19 protein-coding genes and 1 tRNA gene are annotated in these 22,229 nt (G+C 64.2%); 7 read left to right on the top strand and 13 right to left on the bottom strand.

All coding sequences use genetic code 11. From position 1 onward, the window contains the following. The first annotated feature begins 46 nt into the window (after positions 1-46). Complete coding sequence (locus tag NFR41_RS02815; protein ID WP_251230637.1) at positions 47-817, top strand: gamma-glutamyl-gamma-aminobutyrate hydrolase family protein; 771 nt, start codon at positions 47-49, stop codon at positions 815-817. Between the two features lie 492 nt (positions 818-1,309). Here NFR41_RS02815 and NFR41_RS02810 read toward each other — a convergent pair whose 3' ends face one another. Next, on the bottom strand, positions 1,310-1,828 hold the full coding sequence (locus NFR41_RS02810) for a ferritin (RefSeq protein WP_251230636.1): 519 nt from the start codon (positions 1,826-1,828) through the stop codon (positions 1,310-1,312). A gap of 327 nt (positions 1,829-2,155) precedes the next feature. Between NFR41_RS02810 and NFR41_RS02805 the strand changes: the two genes are divergently transcribed. Further along, positions 2,156-2,635, top strand: a complete 480-nt coding sequence (locus NFR41_RS02805; RefSeq protein ID WP_160212689.1) for a universal stress protein — start codon at positions 2,156-2,158, stop codon at positions 2,633-2,635. A 281-nt stretch (positions 2,636-2,916) separates the two neighbouring features. Here NFR41_RS02805 and NFR41_RS02800 read toward each other — a convergent pair. Beyond that, a tRNA-Ala gene (locus tag NFR41_RS02800) sits at positions 2,917-2,992 on the bottom strand. A gap of 334 nt (positions 2,993-3,326) precedes the next feature. Here NFR41_RS02800 and NFR41_RS02795 point away from each other — a divergent pair. After that, positions 3,327-3,524 carry a hypothetical protein gene (locus NFR41_RS02795; RefSeq protein ID WP_160212688.1) on the top strand — a complete coding sequence of 66 codons (198 nt, stop codon included), beginning with the start codon at positions 3,327-3,329 and terminating at the stop codon, positions 3,522-3,524. Positions 3,525-3,723: 199 nt separating this feature from the next. Here NFR41_RS02795 and NFR41_RS02790 read toward each other — a convergent pair whose 3' ends face one another. From NFR41_RS02790 to NFR41_RS02780, 3 genes are all read right to left on the bottom strand, one after another. After that, the gene (locus tag NFR41_RS02790) at positions 3,724-4,062 is read right to left on the bottom strand and encodes a Veg family protein (protein WP_251230635.1); all 339 of its coding nucleotides are present in this window, start codon (positions 4,060-4,062) and stop codon (positions 3,724-3,726) included. 244 nt (positions 4,063-4,306) lie between these two features. Then, positions 4,307-4,864: an aminoacyl-tRNA hydrolase gene (pth, locus tag NFR41_RS02785; RefSeq protein ID WP_160212686.1), complete on the bottom strand. Its 558-nt coding sequence runs from the start codon at positions 4,862-4,864 to the stop codon at positions 4,307-4,309. Positions 4,865-4,873: 9 nt separating this feature from the next. Next, entirely contained in the window at positions 4,874-5,839 is a 966-nt protein-coding gene (locus NFR41_RS02780; protein WP_160212685.1) for a ribose-phosphate diphosphokinase, read from the bottom strand. Positions 5,840-6,225: 386 nt separating this feature from the next. Here NFR41_RS02780 and NFR41_RS02775 point away from each other — a divergent pair, with 386 nt between their 5' ends. Beyond that, positions 6,226-7,188, top strand: coding sequence for an EamA family transporter (locus NFR41_RS02775; RefSeq protein WP_251230634.1), 963 nt, complete (start codon positions 6,226-6,228; stop codon positions 7,186-7,188). A gap of 166 nt (positions 7,189-7,354) precedes the next feature. Here the strand turns inward: NFR41_RS02775 and glmU are convergent, their stop codons facing one another. Then, positions 7,355-8,734, bottom strand: coding sequence for a bifunctional UDP-N-acetylglucosamine diphosphorylase/glucosamine-1-phosphate N-acetyltransferase GlmU (gene glmU / locus NFR41_RS02770; protein ID WP_251230633.1), 1,380 nt, complete (start codon positions 8,732-8,734; stop codon positions 7,355-7,357). A 130-nt stretch (positions 8,735-8,864) separates the two neighbouring features. Further along, positions 8,865-10,103, bottom strand: a complete 1,239-nt coding sequence (locus NFR41_RS02765) for a hypothetical protein (RefSeq protein ID WP_251230632.1) — start codon at positions 10,101-10,103, stop codon at positions 8,865-8,867. An 82-nt stretch (positions 10,104-10,185) separates the two neighbouring features. Between NFR41_RS02765 and NFR41_RS02760 the strand changes: the two genes are divergently transcribed. Then, positions 10,186-10,401: a helix-turn-helix domain-containing protein gene (locus NFR41_RS02760; RefSeq protein ID WP_251230631.1), complete on the top strand. Its 216-nt coding sequence runs from the start codon at positions 10,186-10,188 to the stop codon at positions 10,399-10,401. Positions 10,402-10,926: 525 nt separating this feature from the next. Here NFR41_RS02760 and NFR41_RS02755 read toward each other — a convergent pair. Continuing rightward, the gene (locus tag NFR41_RS02755; RefSeq protein WP_251230630.1) at positions 10,927-11,946 is read right to left on the bottom strand and encodes an SPFH domain-containing protein; all 1,020 of its coding nucleotides are present in this window, start codon (positions 11,944-11,946) and stop codon (positions 10,927-10,929) included. Positions 11,947-12,043: 97 nt separating this feature from the next. Here NFR41_RS02755 and NFR41_RS02750 point away from each other — a divergent pair, with 97 nt between their 5' ends. Beyond that, positions 12,044-12,199 (top strand): hypothetical protein, encoded by a 156-nt coding sequence (locus NFR41_RS02750; protein WP_160212681.1) that lies wholly within the window; start codon positions 12,044-12,046, stop codon positions 12,197-12,199. Between the two features lie 74 nt (positions 12,200-12,273). Here NFR41_RS02750 and NFR41_RS02745 read toward each other — a convergent pair whose 3' ends face one another. The 5 genes from NFR41_RS02745 to NFR41_RS02725 all read right to left on the bottom strand — a co-directional run bounded on the left by NFR41_RS02745 (position 12,274) and on the right by NFR41_RS02725 (position 20,869). After that, positions 12,274-13,491: a diphosphate--fructose-6-phosphate 1-phosphotransferase gene (locus tag NFR41_RS02745; RefSeq protein ID WP_251230629.1), complete on the bottom strand. Its 1,218-nt coding sequence runs from the start codon at positions 13,489-13,491 to the stop codon at positions 12,274-12,276. A 408-nt stretch (positions 13,492-13,899) separates the two neighbouring features. Then, positions 13,900-18,501 carry a 2-hydroxyacyl-CoA dehydratase gene (locus NFR41_RS02740; RefSeq protein ID WP_251230628.1) on the bottom strand — a complete coding sequence of 1,534 codons (4,602 nt, stop codon included), beginning with the start codon at positions 18,499-18,501 and terminating at the stop codon, positions 13,900-13,902. A gap of 12 nt (positions 18,502-18,513) precedes the next feature. Continuing rightward, positions 18,514-19,158: a TetR/AcrR family transcriptional regulator gene (locus tag NFR41_RS02735; protein WP_251230627.1), complete on the bottom strand. Its 645-nt coding sequence runs from the start codon at positions 19,156-19,158 to the stop codon at positions 18,514-18,516. Between the two features lie 205 nt (positions 19,159-19,363). Next, the gene (locus tag NFR41_RS02730) at positions 19,364-20,206 is read right to left on the bottom strand and encodes a DegV family protein (protein ID WP_160212678.1); all 843 of its coding nucleotides are present in this window, start codon (positions 20,204-20,206) and stop codon (positions 19,364-19,366) included. A 183-nt stretch (positions 20,207-20,389) separates the two neighbouring features. Beyond that, positions 20,390-20,869: a MarR family winged helix-turn-helix transcriptional regulator gene (locus NFR41_RS02725; RefSeq protein WP_160212677.1), complete on the bottom strand. Its 480-nt coding sequence runs from the start codon at positions 20,867-20,869 to the stop codon at positions 20,390-20,392. Positions 20,870-21,307: 438 nt separating this feature from the next. Here NFR41_RS02725 and NFR41_RS02720 point away from each other — a divergent pair, with 438 nt between their 5' ends. Continuing rightward, on the top strand, positions 21,308-22,063 hold the full coding sequence (locus NFR41_RS02720) for a transposase (protein ID WP_285833846.1): 756 nt from the start codon (positions 21,308-21,310) through the stop codon (positions 22,061-22,063). Positions 22,064-22,229 lie beyond the last annotated feature (166 nt).

Below are 22,229 nucleotides of genomic sequence, written 5' to 3'. Positions count from 1 at the left end.
TGCTTACAATAGAGCGGACCAGCGAAGACGCTCCAGGAGGTTCGCCATGATCGTCGGCATCACCACCATGTACTCGGAAATCGAGCAGCCGGACGAGCTCACCCGCATCGAGCGCGTGGCCATCGAATACATCTCGGCTCTGCAGAACACAGGCACCACCGTAGTGCTCATCCCGCCCATGCACGCCGGCCACCGCAAGCTGCAGCTGGAATCGGGACCGCAGGAATGGCAGCGCATCGTTAAGGACAAGGCGCACGACCAGGCGAAAGAGCTGGTTGGACGCTTGGATGCCCTGGTGCTTTCGGGAGGGCGCGACCTCAACCCCGCCCTCTACGACCAAGACCCCCATGCCGAAACCGCGCCAGCTCGCTTCGAGCGCGACACGCTTGAGCAGGCGCTTGCCCGCGCGGCGTTTCTGGCCGACCTGCCCACCTTGGGCATTTGTCGAGGCATGCAGATGATGGACGTCGCCCTGGGCGGCACGCTCTACCAGCACGTTCCTGACCTGGCCATAGGGGCATCCCACAGCCAGCAGGTTCCCTACCAGGAGACGTCCCACGTCGTCGACGTGGCGCCGGACACGCTGCTCTCGCGCATCTTCGACACCGACTCGCTGGCCGTGAACTCCATGCACCATCAGGCCGTGGACCAGGTGGCCCCCCAACTGGTGCCGTCGGCGAAGGATGCGGACGGCATCGTGGAAGCTATCGAGGCGCCGTCGAAACGCTTCTTCCTGGGCGTCCAGTGGCATCCCGAGTACCTTCCCGACCATGCCGCCCTCTTCACCGCGCTGGTGGAGGCATGCCGAAGGAGCTAGCAGGCAGCCAGACCGAAGGCGGTTAGCTCGAAGGGCAACGCAATGGGGCCGAGGTGCGCACCCCGGCCCCATCGAAAGGAATACCGACAGCTTGGCAGGCGGTTCAAACGCCCGAACCCGTTGGCGACGGGGTTGCCGCAAAAAGCTTGTGGACCTGTACTTGGCGAAGACAGTCGTCGGAAGCGTTGCATGGCAAAGCCATCGGTGGCGGGTATTGTACAAAATTATTACGACGTTGCAAACCCCTTCTCCATATGGTCGGGAGCGCGAGGGTCCGGCTTGCCTTGCAGTCTGCAGCCATCCGCCGACGGCCGAAAACGCAAAGCGAGGGAGCGCCTTCAGGGCACCTCCCTCGCATCTGAACCACGTAATGCCGCCTGCGCAATCACCGATAGGCAGGCAGCCGATACAGGCCGAGCCCGACGCCCTCGCCGAGCGCGCCGGCCAGCCGACGGACGCGCCTACTCCTTGCCGGCCAGCCGACGGGCGCGCTTACTCCTTGCCGGCCAGAGGGCTGGGCACGCTGTAGGTGCGCGCCGCGTTCTCCTGGTCGAGGTCGTAAAGCGCCTTGGCGTCGTCGCCGAACAGCTTCATGCGCGTGACCATGGTTTCCGCATTGTCCTCTTCCTCCTGCTGTTCCTCGATGAACCAGGACAGGAAGTTCATGGTGCGGTAGTCGTGAGCCTCGAAGGCCGCAGCGTAGATGGCGTGGATGAGGCTGGTGACGTACTTCTCGTGCTCGAGGGCGGCCTCCAGGGGCTGCACGAAGTCGGTGAACTCCTTGTTGGGCTGATCGATGGCGAGAAGCTTCACATCGCAGCTGTTCTCATGCAGGTAGTTGCGGAAGATAAGGGCGTGGTCGAGCTCCTCCTTGGCCTGGATGTTGTACCAGTTGGCGAAGCCCTTCAGGCCCTTCTGCTCGTAGTAGTCGGCGAAGGACAGGTACAGGTAGGAGGAGTACAGCTCCTTGTTGATCTGGTCGTTAAGCAGTTCGTACACACGCTGATCCATGATGGTGCCTCCTTGGCGTTAGGTTCAGGTTTCGATGCCAGGCCGCGTCCGGACGAACGCAGCTTGGCAAATCATAGCGCTTTCCTAGGGGCTCCCTCGACCTGCCGCCGCAATCTCAACTCAACCTTTACAGGCAGGTTGCCCAGCGGACGAATTCCCGCAAAGGTATCGCTGCGTTGACAACTTCTGCACACTGGCTCCCGCATACGTGAGCAGGCATATGATGACTTCAAGGGTTTTATTTGAGGCGCAAGGGTCCGCCCCCCAGCACTCGAGCTTGCGGCAGAAGCAGGGACGCAGCCCTTCGGACAACGCAAGGAGGCCATCATGGATTCGAAAACCGTACTCGTTCCCTTCGACGGGTCAGTTCACGCAACCAAGGCTATGGAGGTTTCCGCGACCATTCTGAAGGACTTTCCCGACGTGCCCGTCATCGTGCTCACCGTGGTCGATGAAGCGATCGACCTGTCGGCGCTGAGCGCAGAAGCCGGCGTGGGCATTGGAGGAACGGCCATCTTCAACTACATCGAGGCCGACAAGGTGAGCCATATCGACGTGCAGCACGCCATGGACGCCATGGAGAAAGCCGGTGCGGAAGCCTATGCCGGCGTGCCCGAAGGCAGCGTGAAGTACGTCACGGTAGTCGGCCCCGACGTTGCGACCGCTATCGCAGGGTTTGCCAAGGAGCACAACGTGGGTATGATCGTCATGGGCCGCCATGGCGCAGGCGGCCTGCGAGGCCTGCTCGGCGGCGTAGCCAAGGGCGTGCAGGAGCACACCGACGTGCCGGTGCTCACCATCAAGTAGCAGCCGGGGCACGCGGCGGCGGCAGCCGAGAGGCGGCCTTCGGTTGATTCGGCCGCACAATAGACAACTCGATACATGCTCTCTGACCTGGTAAGACAGGGCATCATGCCAGTTCAGAGAGCCGGCGATTCGCTGCACGACATGCCGGTTGTGCGCTGCATATCCGGCATATCGTGCAGTGCGCATCCGACAGATTGCACGCAACGCATCCGACGAGCCGTGCTGCGCATAACAGAAAAAGGCGGGCACCCGGTTTACCAGGTGGCCGCCTTTACCATCAGTGGTGGAGATGAGGGGGCTCGAACCCCCGACCCCCACGTTGCGAACGTGGTGCTCTCCCAGCTGAGCTACATCCCCACGGATCGGTGCGCATGATGCGCGACTCATTATTTTGCCGCAACGGCGGGCATCTGTCAAGAACGAACATTCCCAAGCAAGGCACTCCAGCCAGGCGCAGAAACAAACCATAGCTTTTTGCTATGAATATCTATTCGCCTTATATATAAGGAATCACCTGGTCTTTTCCAGGTTTGTAAACATTAATTACCCCTAGCGTTTGTTTCCAAACCGTTGTATATTAGTGCGCAGGTGCAAGGCGGGCAGTCGTAGTGCAAACACAGCCCGTCCGTCCTTGCCCACACCCGGCGAGACGCCCGTCCCAACCCGCAGCGCAGTGGAAGGAGCGATAGACATGTCGGCCACGGCAGACCAGGAACTGAACGAGCGGATCATTGCTGTTTCGCGCCTTATCGGGTCGTTCTTCGGGTCAGGTGAAGCGGATTGCCCGCAGCGGGGTCCGGGCGTCGAGGAGGGACTGCCTGAAAGCACGGTCATCTTCCTTGAAGACCAGCCCGATCAGGGCCTGCCGTTTCCCCAATCCCAAAACTAGCAGCTAGAGCGTACCGCACGTCGCTAGACCCTTTCACCATACGTCATCAGGCGCAGAAGGACGGGGCTGGTCAAGGCTGAAGCGCACCACATGCCGACGGGCCCTTCCGCTCTCCCCTTTCGGTGGGAGCGCGGAAGGGCCCGTCGATTAAGGCTCGTTCATGAAAACGCGAAGGCCGAACGCTGCTTCGCATCCAGCGCTAGGCTAGGACGCTCTCCTCCAGCGGCTCGTCCATCATGTCGGAAAAAACGTCGCCCTCTTCGGGGACGAAGGGCTGGAACAGGGGCTCGCCGTTCTGGGAAAGCTCCACCATGCCGGTGAGCACGTCGACGTACTGGTAGGACTGGCGGGCGGTGCGACCACGCTTGCGGTCCATCTCCAGGATGAACAGCTGGGGATGCACCTGCATCAGCGTACCCTCGTTCTCGACGATCTTCGAGCGGCCCATGTTGGCACGCACCTTCAGACGCTGGCCTACGAAATCGTTGAGCGTATCGTGAATCGAATCAACGATCTGCGCCTGCTTTGCTAGGTCCATGTTAGAACTTCCCATCGAAGGTTGACAACAAAACGACGAGGTAGCATTTTATCACGTCAGTCAACCTCTGTCCTGCGTCTTCCCCAAGACGACAGAGAACCGACTGGCCGCGGACGGGCGGACGGCCGTCCTCGCGGGGCGGGCGGCGTACCCTGGGGAAACCGCATCGTCACCCTATACCGGACGCCATCCCATCGTAGGGCGCATCCGGAGGAAAGGCGTCGGGGGCTTGCCCTGCTACACCCTAGTTGAACTGCTGCTGAGTCTTCTCCAGCCCGTGCTCCATCAGGAGCAACGCCGCCTGGGACGCCTGGTCGCAGGCTTGGGCGAAGTCCTCCTCGGCCTCGCGCTTCGGGCGGCTGAGCACCCAGTCGACCACGGGCATGCGCCCCGGAGGCCGCCCGATGCCGCAACGAATGCGGAACCAGTCGCGGGTCTGCAGCTTGTCGCAGATGGAGCGCAGGCCGTTGTGACCCGCATGGCCTCCGCCGAACTTCACGCGAATAGTGCCCGGATCGATGTCCAGCTCGTCGTGGATGACGATGAGGTGGTCGGGCTGCACTCCGTAGGTCTTCAGGAGCGTCTTCACGGGGCCGCCGGAGGTGTTCATGTAGCTTTGGGGCTTTGCCAGCACCACGTCGTGCCCGCGCCAGCTTCCCTTGGCCGTAAGCGCCCCGCCCTCGCTCTTCCAGTAACGGGCTCCTACTTCCTCGGCCAAGCGGTCGACGGCGTCGAAGCCGGCGTTGTGGCGCGTGTGCGCGTACTCCTCCCCGGGGTTTCCCAGGCCGACGACAAGGTACATGGGCGCTTCCTACTCGAACAGCTGGGCCACGGAACCGTTGGTGTATACGTTGCTGATGGTCTTAGCGAACAGCGGCCCCACGGAGAGCACCTTAATCTTGCCGGTCTGGCGCTCGAGCGGCACGGGCACGGCGTTGGTGACCACCACCTGCTCGATGGCGGAGTTCTCGATGCGATCGTAAGCCGGGCCGCTGAACAGGCCGTGGGTGGCGCAGGCGTACACCTGGTCGGCGCCCTTGGCCTTAAGGGTGGCAGCGGCCGCAACCAGGGAACCGGCCGTATCGATCATGTCGTCGTTGAGGATGCAGATCTTGCCGTCCACATCTCCGATGAGCGCCGTAATCTCGGCCATGTTGTGGTTCGGACGATCCTTGTGCATGATGGCCAGGTCGCAGTCCATAAGGGTGGAGAACTTCTTGGCCGCCTTGGCCCGGCCCACGTCCGGCGACACCACGCACAGACGATCCTTGTCAAGCCCCAGGTTCTGGAAGTAGTCAACGAAGATGGGCATGGCGGTCATATGGTTCACCGGCAGGTCGAAGAAGCCCTGGATGGCGTCCTGGTGCAGGTCGATGGTGATGACGTTGTCCACGCCGGCGGCGGTGAGCAGGTCGGCCACCAGCTTGGCGGTGATGGGCTCGCGCGGGGCGGCCTTGCGGTCCTGGCGCGCGTAGCCGTAATGGGTGATGACGGCGGAAACCTGGCGGGCCGAGGCGCGCTTGGCGGCGTCCACCATGATGAGCAGCTCCATGAGGGCGTCGTTGACGTCGTAGCCGTTGCCGGCGCATACCGACTGGATGATGAACACGTCGGCGCCGCGGACGCTGTCCTGGTAGCGGGCGTAGATCTCGCCGTTGGCGAACTTCTCGAGCCGCACGTTGCCCAGCGACACGTTCAGCTCTTTGGCAATGCGCTCGGCCAAAGGCGGGTTGACGGACCCGGCGAATACGGCCATGGACTTCTGCATCTCGGTCATGAACGGGCTCCTTACCTGGTGCACGGCTGCTTTGGGCAGGGCGTCGCGGCACCATGGGCCACCCGCGCGCCTGCCGCGCTTTTCGATGCGCCCATTGTACCCAGCGAGAAAGCTGCGGGGCGCGAGAGCGGCCATATTTCCACCCAACGTTCGCGGGCGCGGCGGCAAGGATGCGGCGAGGCGCCGACGGGACACCCCGCATCCCGTCGGCGGCCGTGCGGCCGATGCGCACGGCAAGAGCGAATCGCACCCGGGAGCGCACCGAACGGGCAACGATGCTCCGACGGCCGTGCGGCCGATGCGCCGAATTGGTAGAATGCTTCTTCGGCGTCGAAGCCATTGCGGGCGGCGCCCGCCTCGTCCCCTGCCGATCCGAAAGCTGAACCATGCCCGACACGCCGTCTGCGCACAACCTCGTCCAATCGAGCGCCCACGGAAGCTCGCGACTGCGCTATTCGCTGATCGTGTTCGCCGGAGGCGCCTGCTACGGCATCATCGGGTCGGTAGTGAAGCTGGCCTATGGCGACGGCTTCACGTTTCCCCAGGTCACCTGCACGCAAACGGTGTTCGCCCTGGCGACGTTTCTGCTGCTTGCGCTCTTCGACAAGCTGCGCGGTTTTCGCCGGGTGCGGCTGTCGTGGAAGGAGCGGCTGCAGCTGGGGGCCATGGGCCTGGTGAGCGCAGGCACCACCACGTTCTACTATCTGTCGCTGTCAATGCTGCCCGCAAGCGTGGCCATCGCGCTGTTGTTCCAGTTCACCTGGATGGGCCTGGTGTTCGAAGTGGCCTGCACCCGCAAGCGGCCCCATGGTGCGTCGCTAGTTTCGGTGGCGGTCATCCTGGGCGGCACCGTGCTCGCAAGCGGCCTTGCGGAGGGCACGCTGGAAGCGCTCAACCCCCTGGGCATCCTGTGCGGGCTGGCGGCGGCCGTGTGCTGCGCCAGCTTCATGTTCCTGTCCGGACGCGTGGTCACCGATGCCCCCGTACAGCAGCGAGGGCTCTGGGCATCGGTGGGATATTTCGCCGCAGGACTGGCCGTATGCCCCGACTACTTCGCAAGCGGCGCCCTGACCAGCGGCCTGTGGAGCTACGGGCTAGTGCTGGGGCCGCTGTCCTTCGTGCTGCCGATGATGCTCTTCGGCATCGGCTGCGCCCGTATCAGCCCGGGGCTTTCCACCATCATGGCCTCTTCCGAGCTGCCCATATCCATCGCCTGCGCGGTGCTGGTGCTGCACGAGGCGGTGACCCCGCTGCAGCTGGCGGGGGTAGCAGTCATCCTGCTGGGCGTGGTAGTGGCCCAGCTACCGAGCTTTCGGGGGATGACGGTGTCGAAGGGCGGCACCAGCTAACTAAGCGTTCGACGCACCCTGCCGCCTGCAGCCAGCGCGGGCAGCCTGCATTCCCTCCGCCATCGAGCCCGACCCTCGTGCCGCGAAACCCGGCAAGCCAAAAGCGCCGCAGCCTTTCTCTTGGCTGCGGCGCTTGACTGCTGCACTTCCCGCTTGCGGCCGGATGCTACTCCTGGGCCTGGCGGCGGCGCTTCTCGGCGGCCCAGCCCTCCACTTCCTGCTGCTTCGGGCGCGTGAGGGCCAAAGCGTCGGCGGACACGTCGCGGGTGATGCAGGAGCCGGCGCCGATGATGGCCCCGTCGCCGATAGTCACGGGCGCCACCATCATGGTGTCGCTGCCCACGAACACGTTGTCGCCGATGACCGTGGGCCACTTTTTCTTGCCGTCGTAGTTGCAGGTGATGGAGCCGGCGCCGATGTTGACGCCCTCGCCCATGGTGGTGTCGCCGATGTAGGACAGATGCGGCACCTTGCTGCCACGCCCGATGGTGGACTTCTTGATCTCCACGTGGGTGCCGGCCTTGGCTCCCTCGCATAGGTGCGCGCCGGGGCGCAGGTAGGCGCGCGGGCCGCAGGTGGCGCCGTCGTCCACGATCGCCTGCTCGGCCACAGTCTCGTCGATGGTGCAGCCACGGCCCACCACGGTGTCGGTCAGACGGCTGTCGGGACCGATGACGCTGTCCTCGCCGATGCGGGTCGCGCCCATGAGCGTCACGTTCTGCAGCAGCTCAACGTCGGGTTCGATGACCACGTCGGGGCCGATCCACACCAGGTCGGGGTCGAGCATGGTCACGCCGGCGTCCATGTGCGCGCGGTTGATGCGACGCTGCAGCAGCTTCGACGCCTCGGCCAGCTGCACCCGGGAGTTCACGCCCAGGCATTCGGCGTCGTCCTCGCACAGAAGCCCCAGTACGCGCCGGCCATCGCTTCGGCAGATCTCCAGCACATCGGTCAGGTAGTACTCGCCCTGGGCGTTGTCGTTGCCCACGCGCTTCAGGGCGTCGAAGAGCGCTTTCGCGTCGAAGCAGTAGAAACCGGAGTTGCACTCCCCCACTGCAGCCTCTTCGGGCGTGGCGTCCTTCTGCTCCACGATGCGGGCCACGTCCCCGGCCTCGTCGCGGATGATGCGCCCGTAACCGAAGGGATTGGCGGGCTGCATGGTGAGCACCACCACGGCAGCGTCGGCCTCTTCGCGCGCCCGCACCAGACGGCCCAAGGTGTCGGCGGTGATGAGCGGGCAATCGCCCGAGAGCACCAGCAGCGACCCGTCGAAGTCGGCCAGGGCGTCGGCGCACACGGCCACGGCGTCGGCCGTGCCCTTGCGCTCGGGCTGCACGACCACTTCGGTATCGGCTTCCACCAGGGGAATCACCTGCTCGCGCTCGTGGCCGACCACGGACACCACACGATCGACGCCCGCGGCCCGAGCGCTGTCAACCACCCAACGGACCAGCGGCTTGCCCAGAATTTCGTGGGCGACCTTCGGCTTCTTGGACTTCATGCGGGTTCCGGCGCCCGCAGCCAAAACAACGGCAGCAGCTTCCATAAACAGGTCTCTCTCTCGAAGCGATCGCGTTCGCCGCCCGCCGCACAAGGCAGGTTCGGCGCACCTAGGCGCCCGAGTATAGCGCAACCCTGCGAAAGCGCCGTGAAAAGCGTGGCAGCTCAGAACGAAATCACGAACTGGAAGCGTTTGCGAGGGTTTCGCCCTCGGGCAGAAAGTAGAGAGCATCCGCGTCTACGGCAACCTGGTAGGGATGATTACAGAAGCGAGATATTGCGCAGAGCGTCTTAATAAAAGGAAGCAAGTCAGGAGCCTTCGCCTGATGGAGCTTTTCGATAAGGCCGGACGAGAGACCGTCGTTGAACCTTTGAACGCGCTCACCAGCGCCCGAAATAGCCTCATCCAGAGAAGTCAAATCCCCTACAGGCGTGCGCTCAACCAGGTCGCCAAACCCACCAAGTACGGCGCCAAACCCTCCAAGCACGGCAGTGTCAACCGATCTGCCGGCGGACAACTCTATAGCGTTATAGCACTCAGTGTATAGCTCGCGGTACCCGTTTCCCTGGTCTCTTATTCTTTCAATGATAGAAGACAGGTATGCCTCATCGCAATTGCCACTCAGCAACGGCTCAAGGAAAGACGAAAAGGCATAGGCATAGACTGCCAGCTGGTACTCCTTCAGGCGATCGAGCACTTCTTCGAGCCGGCCCTTAACAGCCACCCGACCTTCAACTGAGCGTTTGCCATGTAGCTTCCTTCTAATCTGGGAGCGCAAATGGACAACAGCCTGCTCGGACTCTCGCTTGATCTCCATCGCCTCTTTGTGCGAGTTAGACAGCCAAATATCGTTATCCCAGTTAAAGCCATACTCGCTTAAATACCCTTGTAGGGCAATGACGTTTCCGCGCAACTGAGCCTTGTCCCTGTCGCGCATATGCTCGAACATCTCGTCAACGGCGCTTTGAATCGAATCGAGCTTTTGGTTGACCTGAACGAGAACAGCCGCCACGAGGAGCATCGTTGGGTCGTAAGGAACAACCGCGACAGTCTGAGCAGCCCCACCGTCAACGGCGTGAAAACGAGCTTGACCGAATCCTGTCGCGGCATCGCGAAACGAACCCATGAGCCCTGAGCCATCTTTGAACGATTGAAGCCTAGACGGATCGAGGGGGCGACCGAGCTTGTCGGTTGCCACGAATAGAGAGGGAAAGCCAGCCGCCGTTGACGCAGAATGGAACGCAGGCAGCAGAGAAGCGAGCCCCACCCCAAGAGAGGGGATAACGCTAAACGGGAGGCGAGTTGCCTTGCTCGGCTCAACGTAAATATCCGTCAACGCCAAATATGCTTCTTCGTTCCCTACCGCGCAGCCGAGAAAACCAGAACCCCTAGGAGAAATTACTTCTTCGCCCACGACAACCATCTCCTGTATCCAACAAGACATTTGACTTCATATTTGAAATCATTGGCGAAACTATAGCACATAGGATTCAGGCGTGAATACAGAGGAGAAGCGAATCGCCTTGGGCGCCGCAGTGCGCGAGCGCAGACTGGAACAGCGGCTGTCCCAGCAGACCCTTGCGCACATGATCGGCAGCAGCAAGTCCCATATCTGGCGCATCGAATCGGGCCGAGTGGGCGTCGGCATCGACGACCTCGCCCGCATAGCCGAGGCCTTGGACATATCCGTCTCGAAGCTGCTGCCATTCTAGACCGCTGCGCCGAAACGCGCATTAGCCGGCAGCTAAGGCTTTGCGCGTTCGACGGCCGCCCCCAGTGCCTTTCCCGCCCCTTGCGCCCCCTTGCGCCCTCGTCCCTTTTGCACCCCTCGCCCTCTCGCGCCTCTCGTGCGCCCGCGCTCTCGTGCGCCCGTGCTCTCGTGCCCCCGTGCGCCTTTTCCATCTCTCGCGCTGGGCTGATATTGAAAATCGGATTTTTTGGACAAGCTTCTCATCAGGCAATATGCAAGAGTCTCCTGATGATAGCCGTGTTTTTTAGCTATTGTGCTTGCCAAATAATCCGATTTTCAATAGATTGCCTCGCCCAAAGTCGACAGCCGCGCCACCGGAGGCCCTGGCCGCCGGAAAGCCTGCGTGGAGCGAAAGCACGCGGCGCCGGAGAACCTGCGCGACAAGAAAGCCCCCTTCGCCAGGGGGCTTGCGCGGTGCGAGAACCCGCAGCGCTCGAGGGTCGCGGCTGCCGGCTCTCAAGCGCTGCGGGTTCTCGACGGGGGCGGGCTACCTCTGCGCGTCCTCGGCTTCGTTGGCTACCAGCATCTGCTCGAACATGCTGGAGGTCTCGCGGAAGTCGGCGGGCAGCACCACGGTGGACGAGCTGGGGTTCTGGCCGAACTGGGTCATCATGTCGGTCCACTGAGTGAACATGAACAGCAGGTTGGCCTCGTGATCGGTCATGCCGGACTCGCGAATCTCGCGGATGGACTCGTTGATGCCCACGGCGATGGCCTTGCGCTGGTTCGCGATGCCGATACCGGCCTGCTCCGCCGCTTCGGCCTGGGCCTTCGCCTCGGTGACCACCTTGATGCGCTCGGCCTCGGCCAGCGCCTGGGCCGCCACCTGCTTGCGCTGGGCAGTGTTGATCTCGTTCATGGCCGCTTCCACGTCGCGCGGCAGCTCGATGTTGACGATGAGCGTGCTCACCACCACGTAGCCGTAGCCGATCATGGTGGCGGCGATGATATGCTGCACGTCGTTGGCGATGTCGTCCTTACGGTCGTAGACCTCGTCGATGGTGTAGCGAGGAATGGACGAGCGCAGGGCGTCGGCCACGTAGGCCTTCATCTGCTCCACCGGGTTCGACAGGATGTAGAAGGCGTTGTAGATGCCCGCATTGCGCGCCTGGACGCTCACCTGGGGCACGCCGGGGACCTGGGGTGCGGCGCCGGGAACGGGAGCGCCGGGGGCCATGGGGGTGCCTTGCGGGGCGGAAGCGGCAGCCTGCAGATGGTAGCCAGCACCGGTTCCGTCCACGTGATACTGCACGGCCACCTGCATGGTGATGGTGACGTTGTCCTGGGTCTTCGCGTCGATGGCCAGCACCGACTGGTTCGTGCGCAGATCGATCTTGCCGACGATCTTCTCGATCACGGGAATGCGCACGTGCAGGCCCGGATGCGAGATGCGGTTGTACTTGCCCAGACGCTCGATGACGTAGGCCTTCTGCTGCGGCACGATGTAGATGGTGGACAGCACGGCGGCCGCGCAGACAATGAGAATAACCAGAGGGACGATGAACATGGACGCTCCTTTCGAGCACGTCGGACATATACCGAGACGGCTCGCAACGCCCTCGCGCCCGCCCGTCGAAACACCATTCTACCCGAAGGCGCCACGCATGGGATGGCGGGATGCCCAACTTCGCTTTTTAGCCAACGAACGCCGAGGGCGCAAGCCGGACGCCTTGCAGGAAACCCCTGTTGAACCGATTGCTTTTCGTGAAAGAGGCTTTGATTTGAAGCGTCAGGGTGCGAAAGCCCCGCCGCAGCTTTGAGGGGGCGCGACGGGGCTTTCGGAAAATGCGGGCAAATGCGCAGAGCAGCGCGAGCGCGGAAGCAACGCGCAAACTCAGCGGCGGTTGAAAGGCACGATGGTCTCGGGCATGCCGTCCTTGTACAGAAGCTTCGGCTCGCCGGCGATGAGCGGCCGCAGAAACTCGATGGCCTCCAAGGTGATGCCCTGGTAGTTCGGCAGAATCCAATCCAGGGGGAAGGTCTTCACGTAGTTGGCGAACTCGCTTGCCGGCCCCGCGAAGAACTCGGCGACGTAGCGGCCCTCCTCCTTCCACGCCTGCGCGTTGCGGCGGATACCCACCACCTGGCCCCGAAACGCCGGGTCGGCGCTGCGCATGTGGGCGCTCACCCCCAGCTCGTAGGCCTCACGCACATCCACCGCCGACTGGGCGAAGTTGCTGGAACGGGCCACGCGCGAAAGGTCCTGCACCACGCCGCGCGGGGCAATGCCGGCATCCACGATCATCTGCTTGAGCGTTTGGGCCGCGCCCCCCAGCACCGCGTGGGCGAATCCGTCGTTGGCGGCCTCGCCGGCAGACAGGTAGCGCCCGTCGGCGTAACGGGCGCCCTCGGAAACCACGATGTAGCACTCGCCGGTAAGCTCCATCTTGCGTGCCACCTGGGCCATGAACGCGTCGTAGTCGAAGGCCACCTCGGGGAGTAGCAACAAATCCACGTCCCCGGTGATGCAGCAGCTGGCGGCCAGCCAGCCGGCATCGCGGCCCATGGTCTCCAGCACGAACACCTCGGGACGGTCGTAAGCGTCGTAGTCCAGCCGCGTGGCGTGGGTCACCAGGTTCGCCAGCTTCGCCGCGCTGGGAAAACCGGGGCAGTGGTCCACAGGCACCAGGTCGTTGTCCACGGTTTTCGGAATGCCGATGAAGCGTTTGCCCGGCGCATTGTCCGTGGCCCACTGCGTCAGCGCGTCCACCGTGTCCATGGAGTCGTTGCCGCCGATGTAGAACAGGGTGGATATGTCGTGAGCGTCCATGATGTCGATGAGCTTGCGGAAGTCGGCGTCGTTGCCGCGCTTGAGCTTGTAGCGGCAGGTGCCCAGCGCCGAAGAGGGCGTCTGCTTGAGCACGTCGATCTCGTGGGTGGGCAGGTCGGTCAAGTCGTAGAGCTTGTCGGCCAGGACGCCCTCGATGCCGTAGAGGCCGCCGTAGACGCGCTCGTAGAGGGGGTTCAGCTGGTTGGCGCGGATGACGCCGGCCAGGCTGTCGTTGATGACGGCGGTGGGGCCGCCGGATTGGGCTACCAGGCAGTTGCTCATGGGGCTTCCTTTCCTCGTGCGCAGATGAGCGGCCGCCAGCTTTGACGTCTCGCCAGCAAGGCCAGCGGCGGAAGCGCTCACGCTAGAGTATGGCGCCTTCCGCCCGCGAGGGGCCTTCCGACCGCCCATCTGTTTCCCATTTGGAACGCATGTCTCGCCCCAAGCACACGCCGCGCCCTCCGGCTCAACAGCGCGGACCGCAAGCCGCCCCAAAACGCACGGCCACGCGGTCACGGTCGCGGTCGCAGCCGCACGGTCATGCGACCGCGCATGAGGAGCCCCGCCCCAATCATACAGAATCGGCATGTTCATGCATTTTTTCGCACGAACATGCCGATTCTGCTGGCTTCCGGCCGGAGGGCGGGCCGGGGCGGAGCGGGGCGAGTCGGGAGGGGCCGCGCGACAGAGCTAGCCGCGCTTTACCTCCACTTCCAGCTGACCCGCTTCCTCGCAGGGCGCCTTGGCGCCCGATGCGCTCTCGACTACGAAGGCGTTTCGCTCGGCGCGGGCTTTCTGCTCGCTTTCGGCAAGGTTGGCCTTGGCCACCGAGATCATGAGCTTGATGCGGTTGAGCTGGTTGACCTCGGAGGCGCCGGGGTCGTAGTCCACTGCCACGATGTTGCTTTCGGGGTACTGGCGGCGCAGCTCCTTGATGGTGGCCTTGCCCACCACGTGGTTCGGCAGGCAGGCGAAGGGCTGGGTGCACACCACGTTGGGGCAGCCGGAGCGGATGAGCTCCACCATCTCGCCCGTGAGCAGCCATCCCTCGCCCATGGAGTTGCACAGCGACAGCACCGACTCGGCGTACTCGGCGATCTCGTAGATGTTGGCCGGCGGATGGAAGCGCGCCGACCGGGCCAGGGCATCGGTCACGGGCTTACGCAGCTGCTTGATGGCCGCAAGCCCCGCACGGCTGCCAAGCGCGCTCTTCGCCGTCTTGCCGATGGGCCGCTGGAAGATGCCGCCGGCGATGCCGAACAGGAAGAACTCGATGAGCCCCGGCACCACGGCCTCGCAGCCCTCGCGCTCGATGACGTCCACGATCTGGTTGTTGGCCGTGGGATGGAACTTCACCAGGATCTCGCCCACCACGCCCACGCGCGGCTTGGTGCCCTCGCCCGCAAGCGGCAGCGTGTCGAAGTCCCCGACGATGCGGTTCACCGTGCGCTTGAACTCGCCCATGCCGATGCCGCGGGACAGCTGGTCCTTGCACTGGGCCATCCAGTAGTCGAACAGGCGGTTGGCGCTGCCCGTCTCCACCTCGTAGGGGCGCGTGCGGTACAAACACATCATGAGCAGGTCGCCGTACTGCAGGGCGAACAGGGCCTGGTAGAGCATCTTCGGCGTGATCTTGAAGCCGGGGTTCTCCTCGCCCAGGTCCTTGAACGACAGAGCAATCACCGGGATATGAGCAAGGCCGGCCGCCTTGAGCGCCTTGCGGATGAGCGAGATGTAGTTGGTGGCGCGGCAGCCGCCACCGGTCTGGGTGATAAGCACCGCCAGCTTGTCGGTGTCGTACTTGCCCGACAGCACGGCTTCCATAATCTGTCCCGTGACCAGCACAGACGGATAGCAGATGTCGTTGTTGACGTACTTCAGGCCCGCATCCACCGCGCCATGGTCCACCGAGGGCAGCAAATCCACGTTGTAGCCGAAGCGGTGGAAGATGGGCACCAGCAGCTCGAAGTGGTAAGGGGCCATCTGCGGCGCCAGCACCGTCCAACCCTCCTCGCGCATGCGCTCGGTGAACTGCGGGCGCGCGAACTCCGTGGATACGCCCTCGCGCTGCTCAACCTCGGCCGCTGCCACCACGCCGTCGGCCTTCTGGGAGAACGATTCGGGCACCAGCTTGTCCAGATTGTCCAGGCTGATGCAGGCCGCAGGGCAGCCGCGCTTCTCGGCGGCAGCGTCGCTTTGCGCCTCGGCCTCGCGGTCGGCCTGGTCCTTCAGAGCCGCCAGCAGGCTGCGTACGCGGATGCGGGCGGCCCCCAGGTTCGACACCTCGTCGATCTTGAGCACCGTGTACACCTTGCCGGCCGCTTCCAGCACCTCCTGCACCTGGTCGGTGGTGAGCGCATCGAGTCCGCAGCCGAAGGAGTTCAGCTGGATGAGGTCCAGGTCGCGGCGCTGGGTGACCACCTTTGCCGCGGCGTAGAGGCGCGTGTGGTACATCCACTGGTCCACCACGCGGATAGGGCGCTCAAGCTGGCCCAGGTGCGCGACGGAGTCCTCGGTGAGCACCGCCAGCCCGAAGCCGGTGAGCAGCTCGGGGATGGCGTGGTTGATCTCGGGGTCCTGATGGTAGGGACGCCCCGCCAGCACGATGCCGTGGGTGCCCGTGCGCTCCATCCACGCCAGGGTCTCCACGCCCTTGGTGCGGATGTCGCGCTTGAAGGCCTCGTCCTCCTCCCAAGCGGCGTCCACTGCAGCGTTGATCTCGGCCTGGGTGAGCTTGGGCCCGTGCCCGTTGGCCTGGGCTGCGAAGTTGCCGCCCAGCTCTTCGAACAGACGGCGCTTCAGCTTCTCCTTGTCGTCGTAGGGGATCCAGGGACTCACAAAGGCGGTCTGCGAATCGCGCAGCTCGTCGATGTTCAGGCGCAGCGCCTCGGGGTAGCTTGCCACGATGGGGCAGTTGAAATGGTTGCCGGCCGTCTCGTCCTCCTGGCGCTCCCACTTCGCGCAGGGCATCCAGATGAAGTCGGGGGCCTTCTCCAGCAGGTTCATGATGTGACCGTGGGAGAGCTTCGCCGGGTAGCACACGCTTTCCGAAGGCATGGACTCGATGCCCGCCTCGTAGGTCTTCTTCGTGGACGGGTCGGACAGTACCACGCGGTAGCCCAGCTTCGTGAAGAAGGTGAACCAGAAGGGATAGTTCTCGTACATGTTGAGCGCCCGCGGGATGCCCACGGTGCCGCGGGGGGCGTCCTCGGCGGCAAGCGGCGTGTAGCCGAAGGTGCGCTGCGCCTTGTACTCGAAGAGGTTGGGCACCTCGGAGGCGCGGCTGGACGCCCCCAGGCTCTCCCCCTTCTCGCAGCGGTTGCCGGTGATAAAGCGGCGGTGCTTGCCCGTGGCCTCGTCTACGCCGAAGTCGTTCACGGTGAGCAGGCAGCTGTTCGAGCAGCCCTTGCAGCGCACGGTGCGGTGCGTGGGCGCGAGCTCTTGGATCTGGTCCAAAGTGAGCAGCCGCGAGCGGTGCCCGCTCGAAGCCGCCCTGTCGCGGGCCAGCAGCGCGGCGCCGTAGGCCCCCATGTTGCCGGCGATGTCGGGGCGCACGGCGCTCACCTCGGAGAGCTGCTCGAAGGCCCGCAGCACAGCGTCGTTGAGGAAGGTGCCGCCCTGGACGATGACCTTTGTGCCCACGTCGTGGGGGTCGCGGATCTTGATAACCTTGAACAGGGCGTTCTTGATGACCGAGATGGCCAGGCCCGCGGCGATGTCACCCACCGTGGCGCCTTCCTTCTGGGCCTGCTTCACGCGGCTGTTCATGAACACGGTGCAGCGACTGCCCAGATCGACGGGGTTTTCCGCCTGGATGGCCGTGCGGGCGAACTCCGACACGTCAAGCCCAAGGCCGCTGGCGAAGCTCTCGATGAAGCTGCCGCAGCCCGACGAGCAGGCTTCGTTGAGCATGATGTGGTCGATGACGCCGTCCTTCACGCGCAGGCACTTCATGTCCTGGCCGCCGATGTCCAGGATGAACTCCACGCCGGGCAGCATCTCCTGGGCGCCGCGCAGGTGAGCCACGGTCTCGATCTCGCCGGAATCCACCTGCAGCGCCTCCAGCAGAAGTCCCTCGCCGTAGCCGGTCACCGTGGCATGCCCCAGACTGACCAGCGGCTCTTCGGTCTGCTGATCAGTGGGCAACGCGGCGTAGAGCTCGGCCACGGCCGCCTTGGCGCACCCCAGCACGTCGCCTTTGTTCGACGCGTAGGTGGACCACAGAAGCTCGCCGTCGCGTCCCACCAGCGCCGCCTTGAACGTGGTGGAACCGGCGTCGATGCCCAGGTAGGCCTCGCCGCGGTAGTCGGCCAGGCTGCCCCGGCGCACCCGTTCGGCGTCGTGGCGCTCCTTGAAAGCCGCGTACTCGGCGTCGGTGGCGAACAGCGGGGCCATGCGCACCACTTCGCTTCCCTGGATGTCGCCCAGGTTGCGCAGGCGCACCAACACCTCGTCCAGCCGCTCGGGGGCGGCTCCCTCCGCCCGGCCCGCCAAAGCGCAGCCGCTGGCCACGAACAGGTGGGCGTTCTCGGGCACGATGATGGCGTCGTCCTCCAGGTTCAGCGTCTCGTAGAAGCGCTTGCGCAGCTCGGGCAGGTACTGCAGAGGGCCGCCCAGGAACGCCACGTTGCCGCGGATGGGCCGCCCGCAGGCCAGGCCCGAGATGGTCTGGGTGACCACGGACTGGAAGATGGAGGCGGCGATGTCCTCGCGGCGGGCGCCCTCGTTGAGCAGCGGCTGCACGTCGGTCTTGGCGAACACGCCGCAGCGGCTGGCGATGGGATAGATCGTGCTGTGGCTTTCCGCCAGCTGGTTCAGACCGCCCGCGTCGGTGTTGAGCAGGCTTGCCATCTGGTCGATGAAGGCGCCCGTGCCGCCGGCGCAGGTGCCGTTCATGCGCTGTTCTATGCCCTGGTCGAAGTAGATGATCTTTGCGTCCTCACCGCCCAGCTCGATGGCCACGTCGGTCCGGGGGATGAAGGCCTCCACGGCCGTCTTGCTGGCGATGACCTCCTGCACGAAGGAAACCCCCAGCCATTGGGCCAGAAGCAGGCCGCCCGAGCCGGTGATGGCGATGGTCATGGGCACTTCACCTAGGCGCTCGCCGGTAACGGGGTCGCCGGCGGCGGCTGCCTCCTCCAGCACCTCCACGATGGTGGCGCGCACGTCGGCATGGTGGCGCCGGTACACCGCGTAGCGCACCTCGTTGCGCTCGTCGAGCACGGCCACCTTCACCGTGGTGGAGCCCACGTCGATGCCCAGGGAAAGTCGGTTGTTCGATGCTGCGTCCACTGTTACCTCCGTTTACAGAACGATGGTCTCGCCGGGTTTGATGAAGAAGAGCCTCATGGCGATACGGGCCATGGTCTCGGACGATTCGGTCATGCCCGTCTCCACCCAGCGCATGATGACGCCCAGGTAGGCAGCGGCGTAGAACGACACGTAGTAGCCCACGAACGGGTCTGCCGAGGCGCGGTAGCGTTCGTGGAGCACGGAATAGACGAGGTCGGTGCACACGCAGTCGCGCAGGCGCGGGCCGAAGCTGGCATCGCCGCGGGGCCCCAGCATAGCGTGCAGGAAGTCGCCCTGATCGCGCAGCGTGTCGAACAGGTCGACCAGCACCGGCAGCGGGCGCTTGGTCAGCCTCAGCTTCGCGAATCCCAGCGCATCCAGCTCGGCGATGCGAGCGCGGAAGAGCTCCAGCTGGGCCAAAAGCTCGTCCTCCAAAGCGATGACCAGGGATTCTTTGTCGGCGAAATGGTTATAGAACGTGCCGCGGTTTATGTCGGCCCGCTCGCAGATGTCCCCTACGCCAAGGGCGTCCAGTCCCCGCTCTTCGGTCAGCTCGATGAGCGCCTGGCGCAGGGCGCGACGGGTCTTCGCCACCCGACGGTCCACGGGCGCCGCGCCGCGCGCGGGCTCGGCCTCGGTGCAAGTCGTCTGGCTCAAGCATCCTCCTGAACAGAATGGGCATTATTCAACACATTGTTTAATAACGCATTCTATCCGCCAAGGCCCAAGGATGCAAGGGGAACCGCAGCATGAGCACGCACCGAAACCGGGGGGCTGAACCGAGCGCCAGGTGCGCCAGGGGATGCGGCGACACGCATGGCGCGCCCTCTCCCCCGGCACGCATGGCACGCCTCCCCTCGCACTAGCGGGCGTAGAAGGCCACGGCGATGGCGCCCGGGCCCACGTGGGTGCCGATGGTGGCGCCGATAGAGCCGACGGGCAGCTCATCCACATGGGGCTTCCACAACGGGGCGCTGTCGTTCATGTACTTGACCAGCAGCTTGTCGTCCAAACCGGTATAGCCCAGGCAATGGGGCATCGCGAAATCGACCCCGGTCTCCTTGCACGCCTTCATAAGGTAGTTGTTGCCGTTCTTCGAGCCGCGCGCCCGGCCCAGCTGCTTCACTTCGCCGCCGTCGACCCACACCACCGGCTTGATGGACAGCACCTCGCCCACGGCCGCCGTCGCCCCCGAGATGCGGCCGCCCTTGCGCAGGTATTCCAGGGTATCCAGGACGCCGATGGTGCGCACGCGGTCGCGCATGCCCTCCACCTGACGGGCGATGGAAGCCGCGTCCAACCCCTCGTCGCGCAGCCGCAGGGCGTATTCCACCTGGATGCGCTCGCCCAGTGTGGCGTTCATGGTGTCGGCCACGTGCACGCGCCCGGGAAACTGCCGGGCGGCCAGAAGCGCGCTTTCGTAGGTGCCCGACAGCTTCGAGGACAGCACCACGGCCACCACGTCCTCGCCCGCCTCCGCTGCCTCGGCGAACACCTGGGAGAACTCCCCGGGCGACACCATGGAGGTGGTGGGCAGCTCGTCGGATTCGATGAGCTTGTCGTAGAACTGCTGGTGGGTGAGCGTGACGCCGTCAAGGTAGGTTTCGTCGCCGAAGGTCACGGCTAGCGGAACAACAGTCACGCCCGGGTACATGCCGGACGGAATGTCCGACGCCGAATCGGTCACGATGCGGATACGCGCCATGGAAGGGTCCTCTCTCGATTGCAAACGATAGGCGGCGACGCTGCAGCGCGCAATCGGGCCGCGGCGTGCCGAAGACGCGGCAGGGAGCGCCCGTCTTCTCGCAAACCCTAGGGGGCCGCCGCGCGAAACGCCCTTGCGGCGAACCGACACGCGGGCCTTGAAGGCACGACCGAACGCCAGGTCCTAGCGGGGCTCTTCCCGGTAGTACTCGTCCAGGTTGCCCAGCACCGTGCGCAGCGACTCGTAGAGGCTGCGGCGCTGCTGGTCGGTCAGGCCGGATCCGCCCACGCTGACTACCTTCTCCACCCGGTCGTACATCTGGGAGGCCACCACCTGGCCGCGGGCCGTCAGACGGTACGGGCTGCGATAGCCGCGGCTGCCTTCGGGGGCGTCGTTTTGGGCCAGACCCTTCTCCACCAGCTGCGCGACGGAGCGGGAGACGGCCGCCTTGTCCTCGCAGCAGGCCTCGGCGAGCTGGCCGATGGTAAGGCCCTCGCTGTACTCCCCCAGGAAGAACAGGCAGTTCGCATGGGCGCCCCGCAGACCCAAGCGATTCATCTCCAGTTCCTTGATCTTGGTGACCGCGCGGTTCAACTGCAAGATCATCAGAACGAACGCTTCGAATCGCTCGGTCAGCTCCGAGGGTTCCAGCCGAATGTCCAACGCTCCTCCTTGTCGGTTTGCAGATACAAGCCTACCGCAACTTGTTGATTTATCAACATCTTAAGGGAAAAGCCCCACGTTGTCTTCAAATCACCGTGCCGAAAACACGTGCCTTCCAGTCTAGCAGCTACCCCCTCCCCCGCAAACGCCGCAGATGACCACGCCCAAGAAACCCACGGGACCAAACTCTAGCCCATGCCAGGGGGACGGGGATGATGGCATGAGGCATGCCAGGTGGACGGGGATGATGGCATGATGAACCCATGCCAGGGGGACGGGGATGATGGCATAGCCCATGCCGGGGGACCATGCCGGGGGGACCATGCCGGGGGGACGGGGATGATGGCATGCTGCGAAAGCGTTTGTCCGCTCGAACGCATCAGAGAGGGCGATTGGTGACATAATGGGACCAACCGCCCTCAGACGACAGGAGTCCCCATGCCCCGAACAGCACGACAGCGGTCCGCATCCAATATCTACCATGTGACCGCGCGAGGAGCGGGACGCCGAACGATGTTCGAAGACGATGAGGATAAGGCGCGCTTCGTGCGCAAGCTCGACAATGCGCGCAGAGAGCACCGGGTCGACCTTTTTGCCTGGTGCCTCATGGACAATCACTACCATCTGCTTCTAAGGGGCGAACTGGACGACATCTCCCGCTTGATGAGGAGAATCAACACCTCGCTCGCGCACCACTACAACGGCCGCCACGGCCATGTGGGGCCAGTGGTGCAAGGGCGCTTCTCTAGCACTCCCGTCGAAAGCAACGAGCATTTTCTCGGAGCCGTCAGGTACATCCACCTAAACCCGCGGGACAGGGAGGATGATTTTCGCGACTACCCGTGGAGCAGCTATCGCCAATACGCAGGCAACGAGGGAATCTGCGACACCGAATTCGCCTTGGACGTCTTCGGGGGTCGAGAGCAGTTCGAGACATACCACGAGATAGGCAGCGATGCCATCGAGATACTGGACGGAACGCCGCATCGGCCCCATGTGTCCGATGCCGAAGCGAAGGCCATCGCGAGCAAGGCGTTTGGCGCATCCTTCGGAGACGCAATAGCGGCCATGGGGAAAGCGGAGCGCAACCGGGCCCTCAGTCGGCTGCATGGAATGGGCATCTCGATCAGACAGCTGGAGCGGCTGACGGGAATAGGCCGCGGCGTAATACAGCCAGCAGTAAAGAAACCGTAATTCATGCCGTCGTCCCCGTCCCCTTGGCATGATCATGCCATCATCCCCGTCCCGCTGACACCCCGCTGACACCCCCGTCCCCTTGGCATGACCATGCCATCATCCCCGTCCCGCTGACACACGCTCGGCTGTGTACGGCGGAAGCCTTCGCCAATCGCCGTGTAAC

The sequence above is a fragment of the Adlercreutzia aquisgranensis genome (assembly GCF_943193145.1).
Classification (GTDB): domain Bacteria; phylum Actinomycetota; class Coriobacteriia; order Coriobacteriales; family Eggerthellaceae; genus Xiamenia; species Xiamenia aquisgranensis.
This window is presented reverse-complemented; position numbering and strand designations above follow the sequence as displayed.

Bases quoted from the DNA above. Each gene is read 5' to 3' on its own strand.
- NFR41_RS02720 (WP_285833846.1), top strand. From the start codon at position 21,308: ATGCCCCGAACAGCACGACAGCGGTCCGCATCCAATATCTACCATGTG.
- NFR41_RS02745 (WP_251230629.1), bottom strand. From the start codon at position 13,491: ATGAGCAACTGCCTGGTAGCCCAATCCGGCGGCCCCACCGCCGTCATC.
- glmU (WP_251230633.1), bottom strand. From the start codon at position 8,734: ATGGAAGCTGCTGCCGTTGTTTTGGCTGCGGGCGCCGGAACCCGCATG.
- NFR41_RS02730 (WP_160212678.1), bottom strand. From the start codon at position 20,206: ATGGCGCGTATCCGCATCGTGACCGATTCGGCGTCGGACATTCCGTCC.
- NFR41_RS02795 (WP_160212688.1), top strand. From the start codon at position 3,327: ATGTCGGCCACGGCAGACCAGGAACTGAACGAGCGGATCATTGCTGTT.
- NFR41_RS02805 (WP_160212689.1), top strand. From the start codon at position 2,156: ATGGATTCGAAAACCGTACTCGTTCCCTTCGACGGGTCAGTTCACGCA.
- NFR41_RS02780 (WP_160212685.1), bottom strand. From the start codon at position 5,839: ATGACCGAGATGCAGAAGTCCATGGCCGTATTCGCCGGGTCCGTCAAC.
- NFR41_RS02815 (WP_251230637.1), top strand. From the start codon at position 47: ATGATCGTCGGCATCACCACCATGTACTCGGAAATCGAGCAGCCGGAC.
- NFR41_RS02810 (WP_251230636.1), bottom strand. From the start codon at position 1,828: ATGGATCAGCGTGTGTACGAACTGCTTAACGACCAGATCAACAAGGAG.
- NFR41_RS02775 (WP_251230634.1), top strand. From the start codon at position 6,226: ATGCCCGACACGCCGTCTGCGCACAACCTCGTCCAATCGAGCGCCCAC.
- NFR41_RS02790 (WP_251230635.1), bottom strand. From the start codon at position 4,062: ATGGACCTAGCAAAGCAGGCGCAGATCGTTGATTCGATTCACGATACG.
- pth (WP_160212686.1), bottom strand. From the start codon at position 4,864: ATGTACCTTGTCGTCGGCCTGGGAAACCCCGGGGAGGAGTACGCGCAC.
- NFR41_RS02750 (WP_160212681.1), top strand. From the start codon at position 12,044: ATGGGATGGCGGGATGCCCAACTTCGCTTTTTAGCCAACGAACGCCGA.
- NFR41_RS02755 (WP_251230630.1), bottom strand. From the start codon at position 11,946: ATGTTCATCGTCCCTCTGGTTATTCTCATTGTCTGCGCGGCCGCCGTG.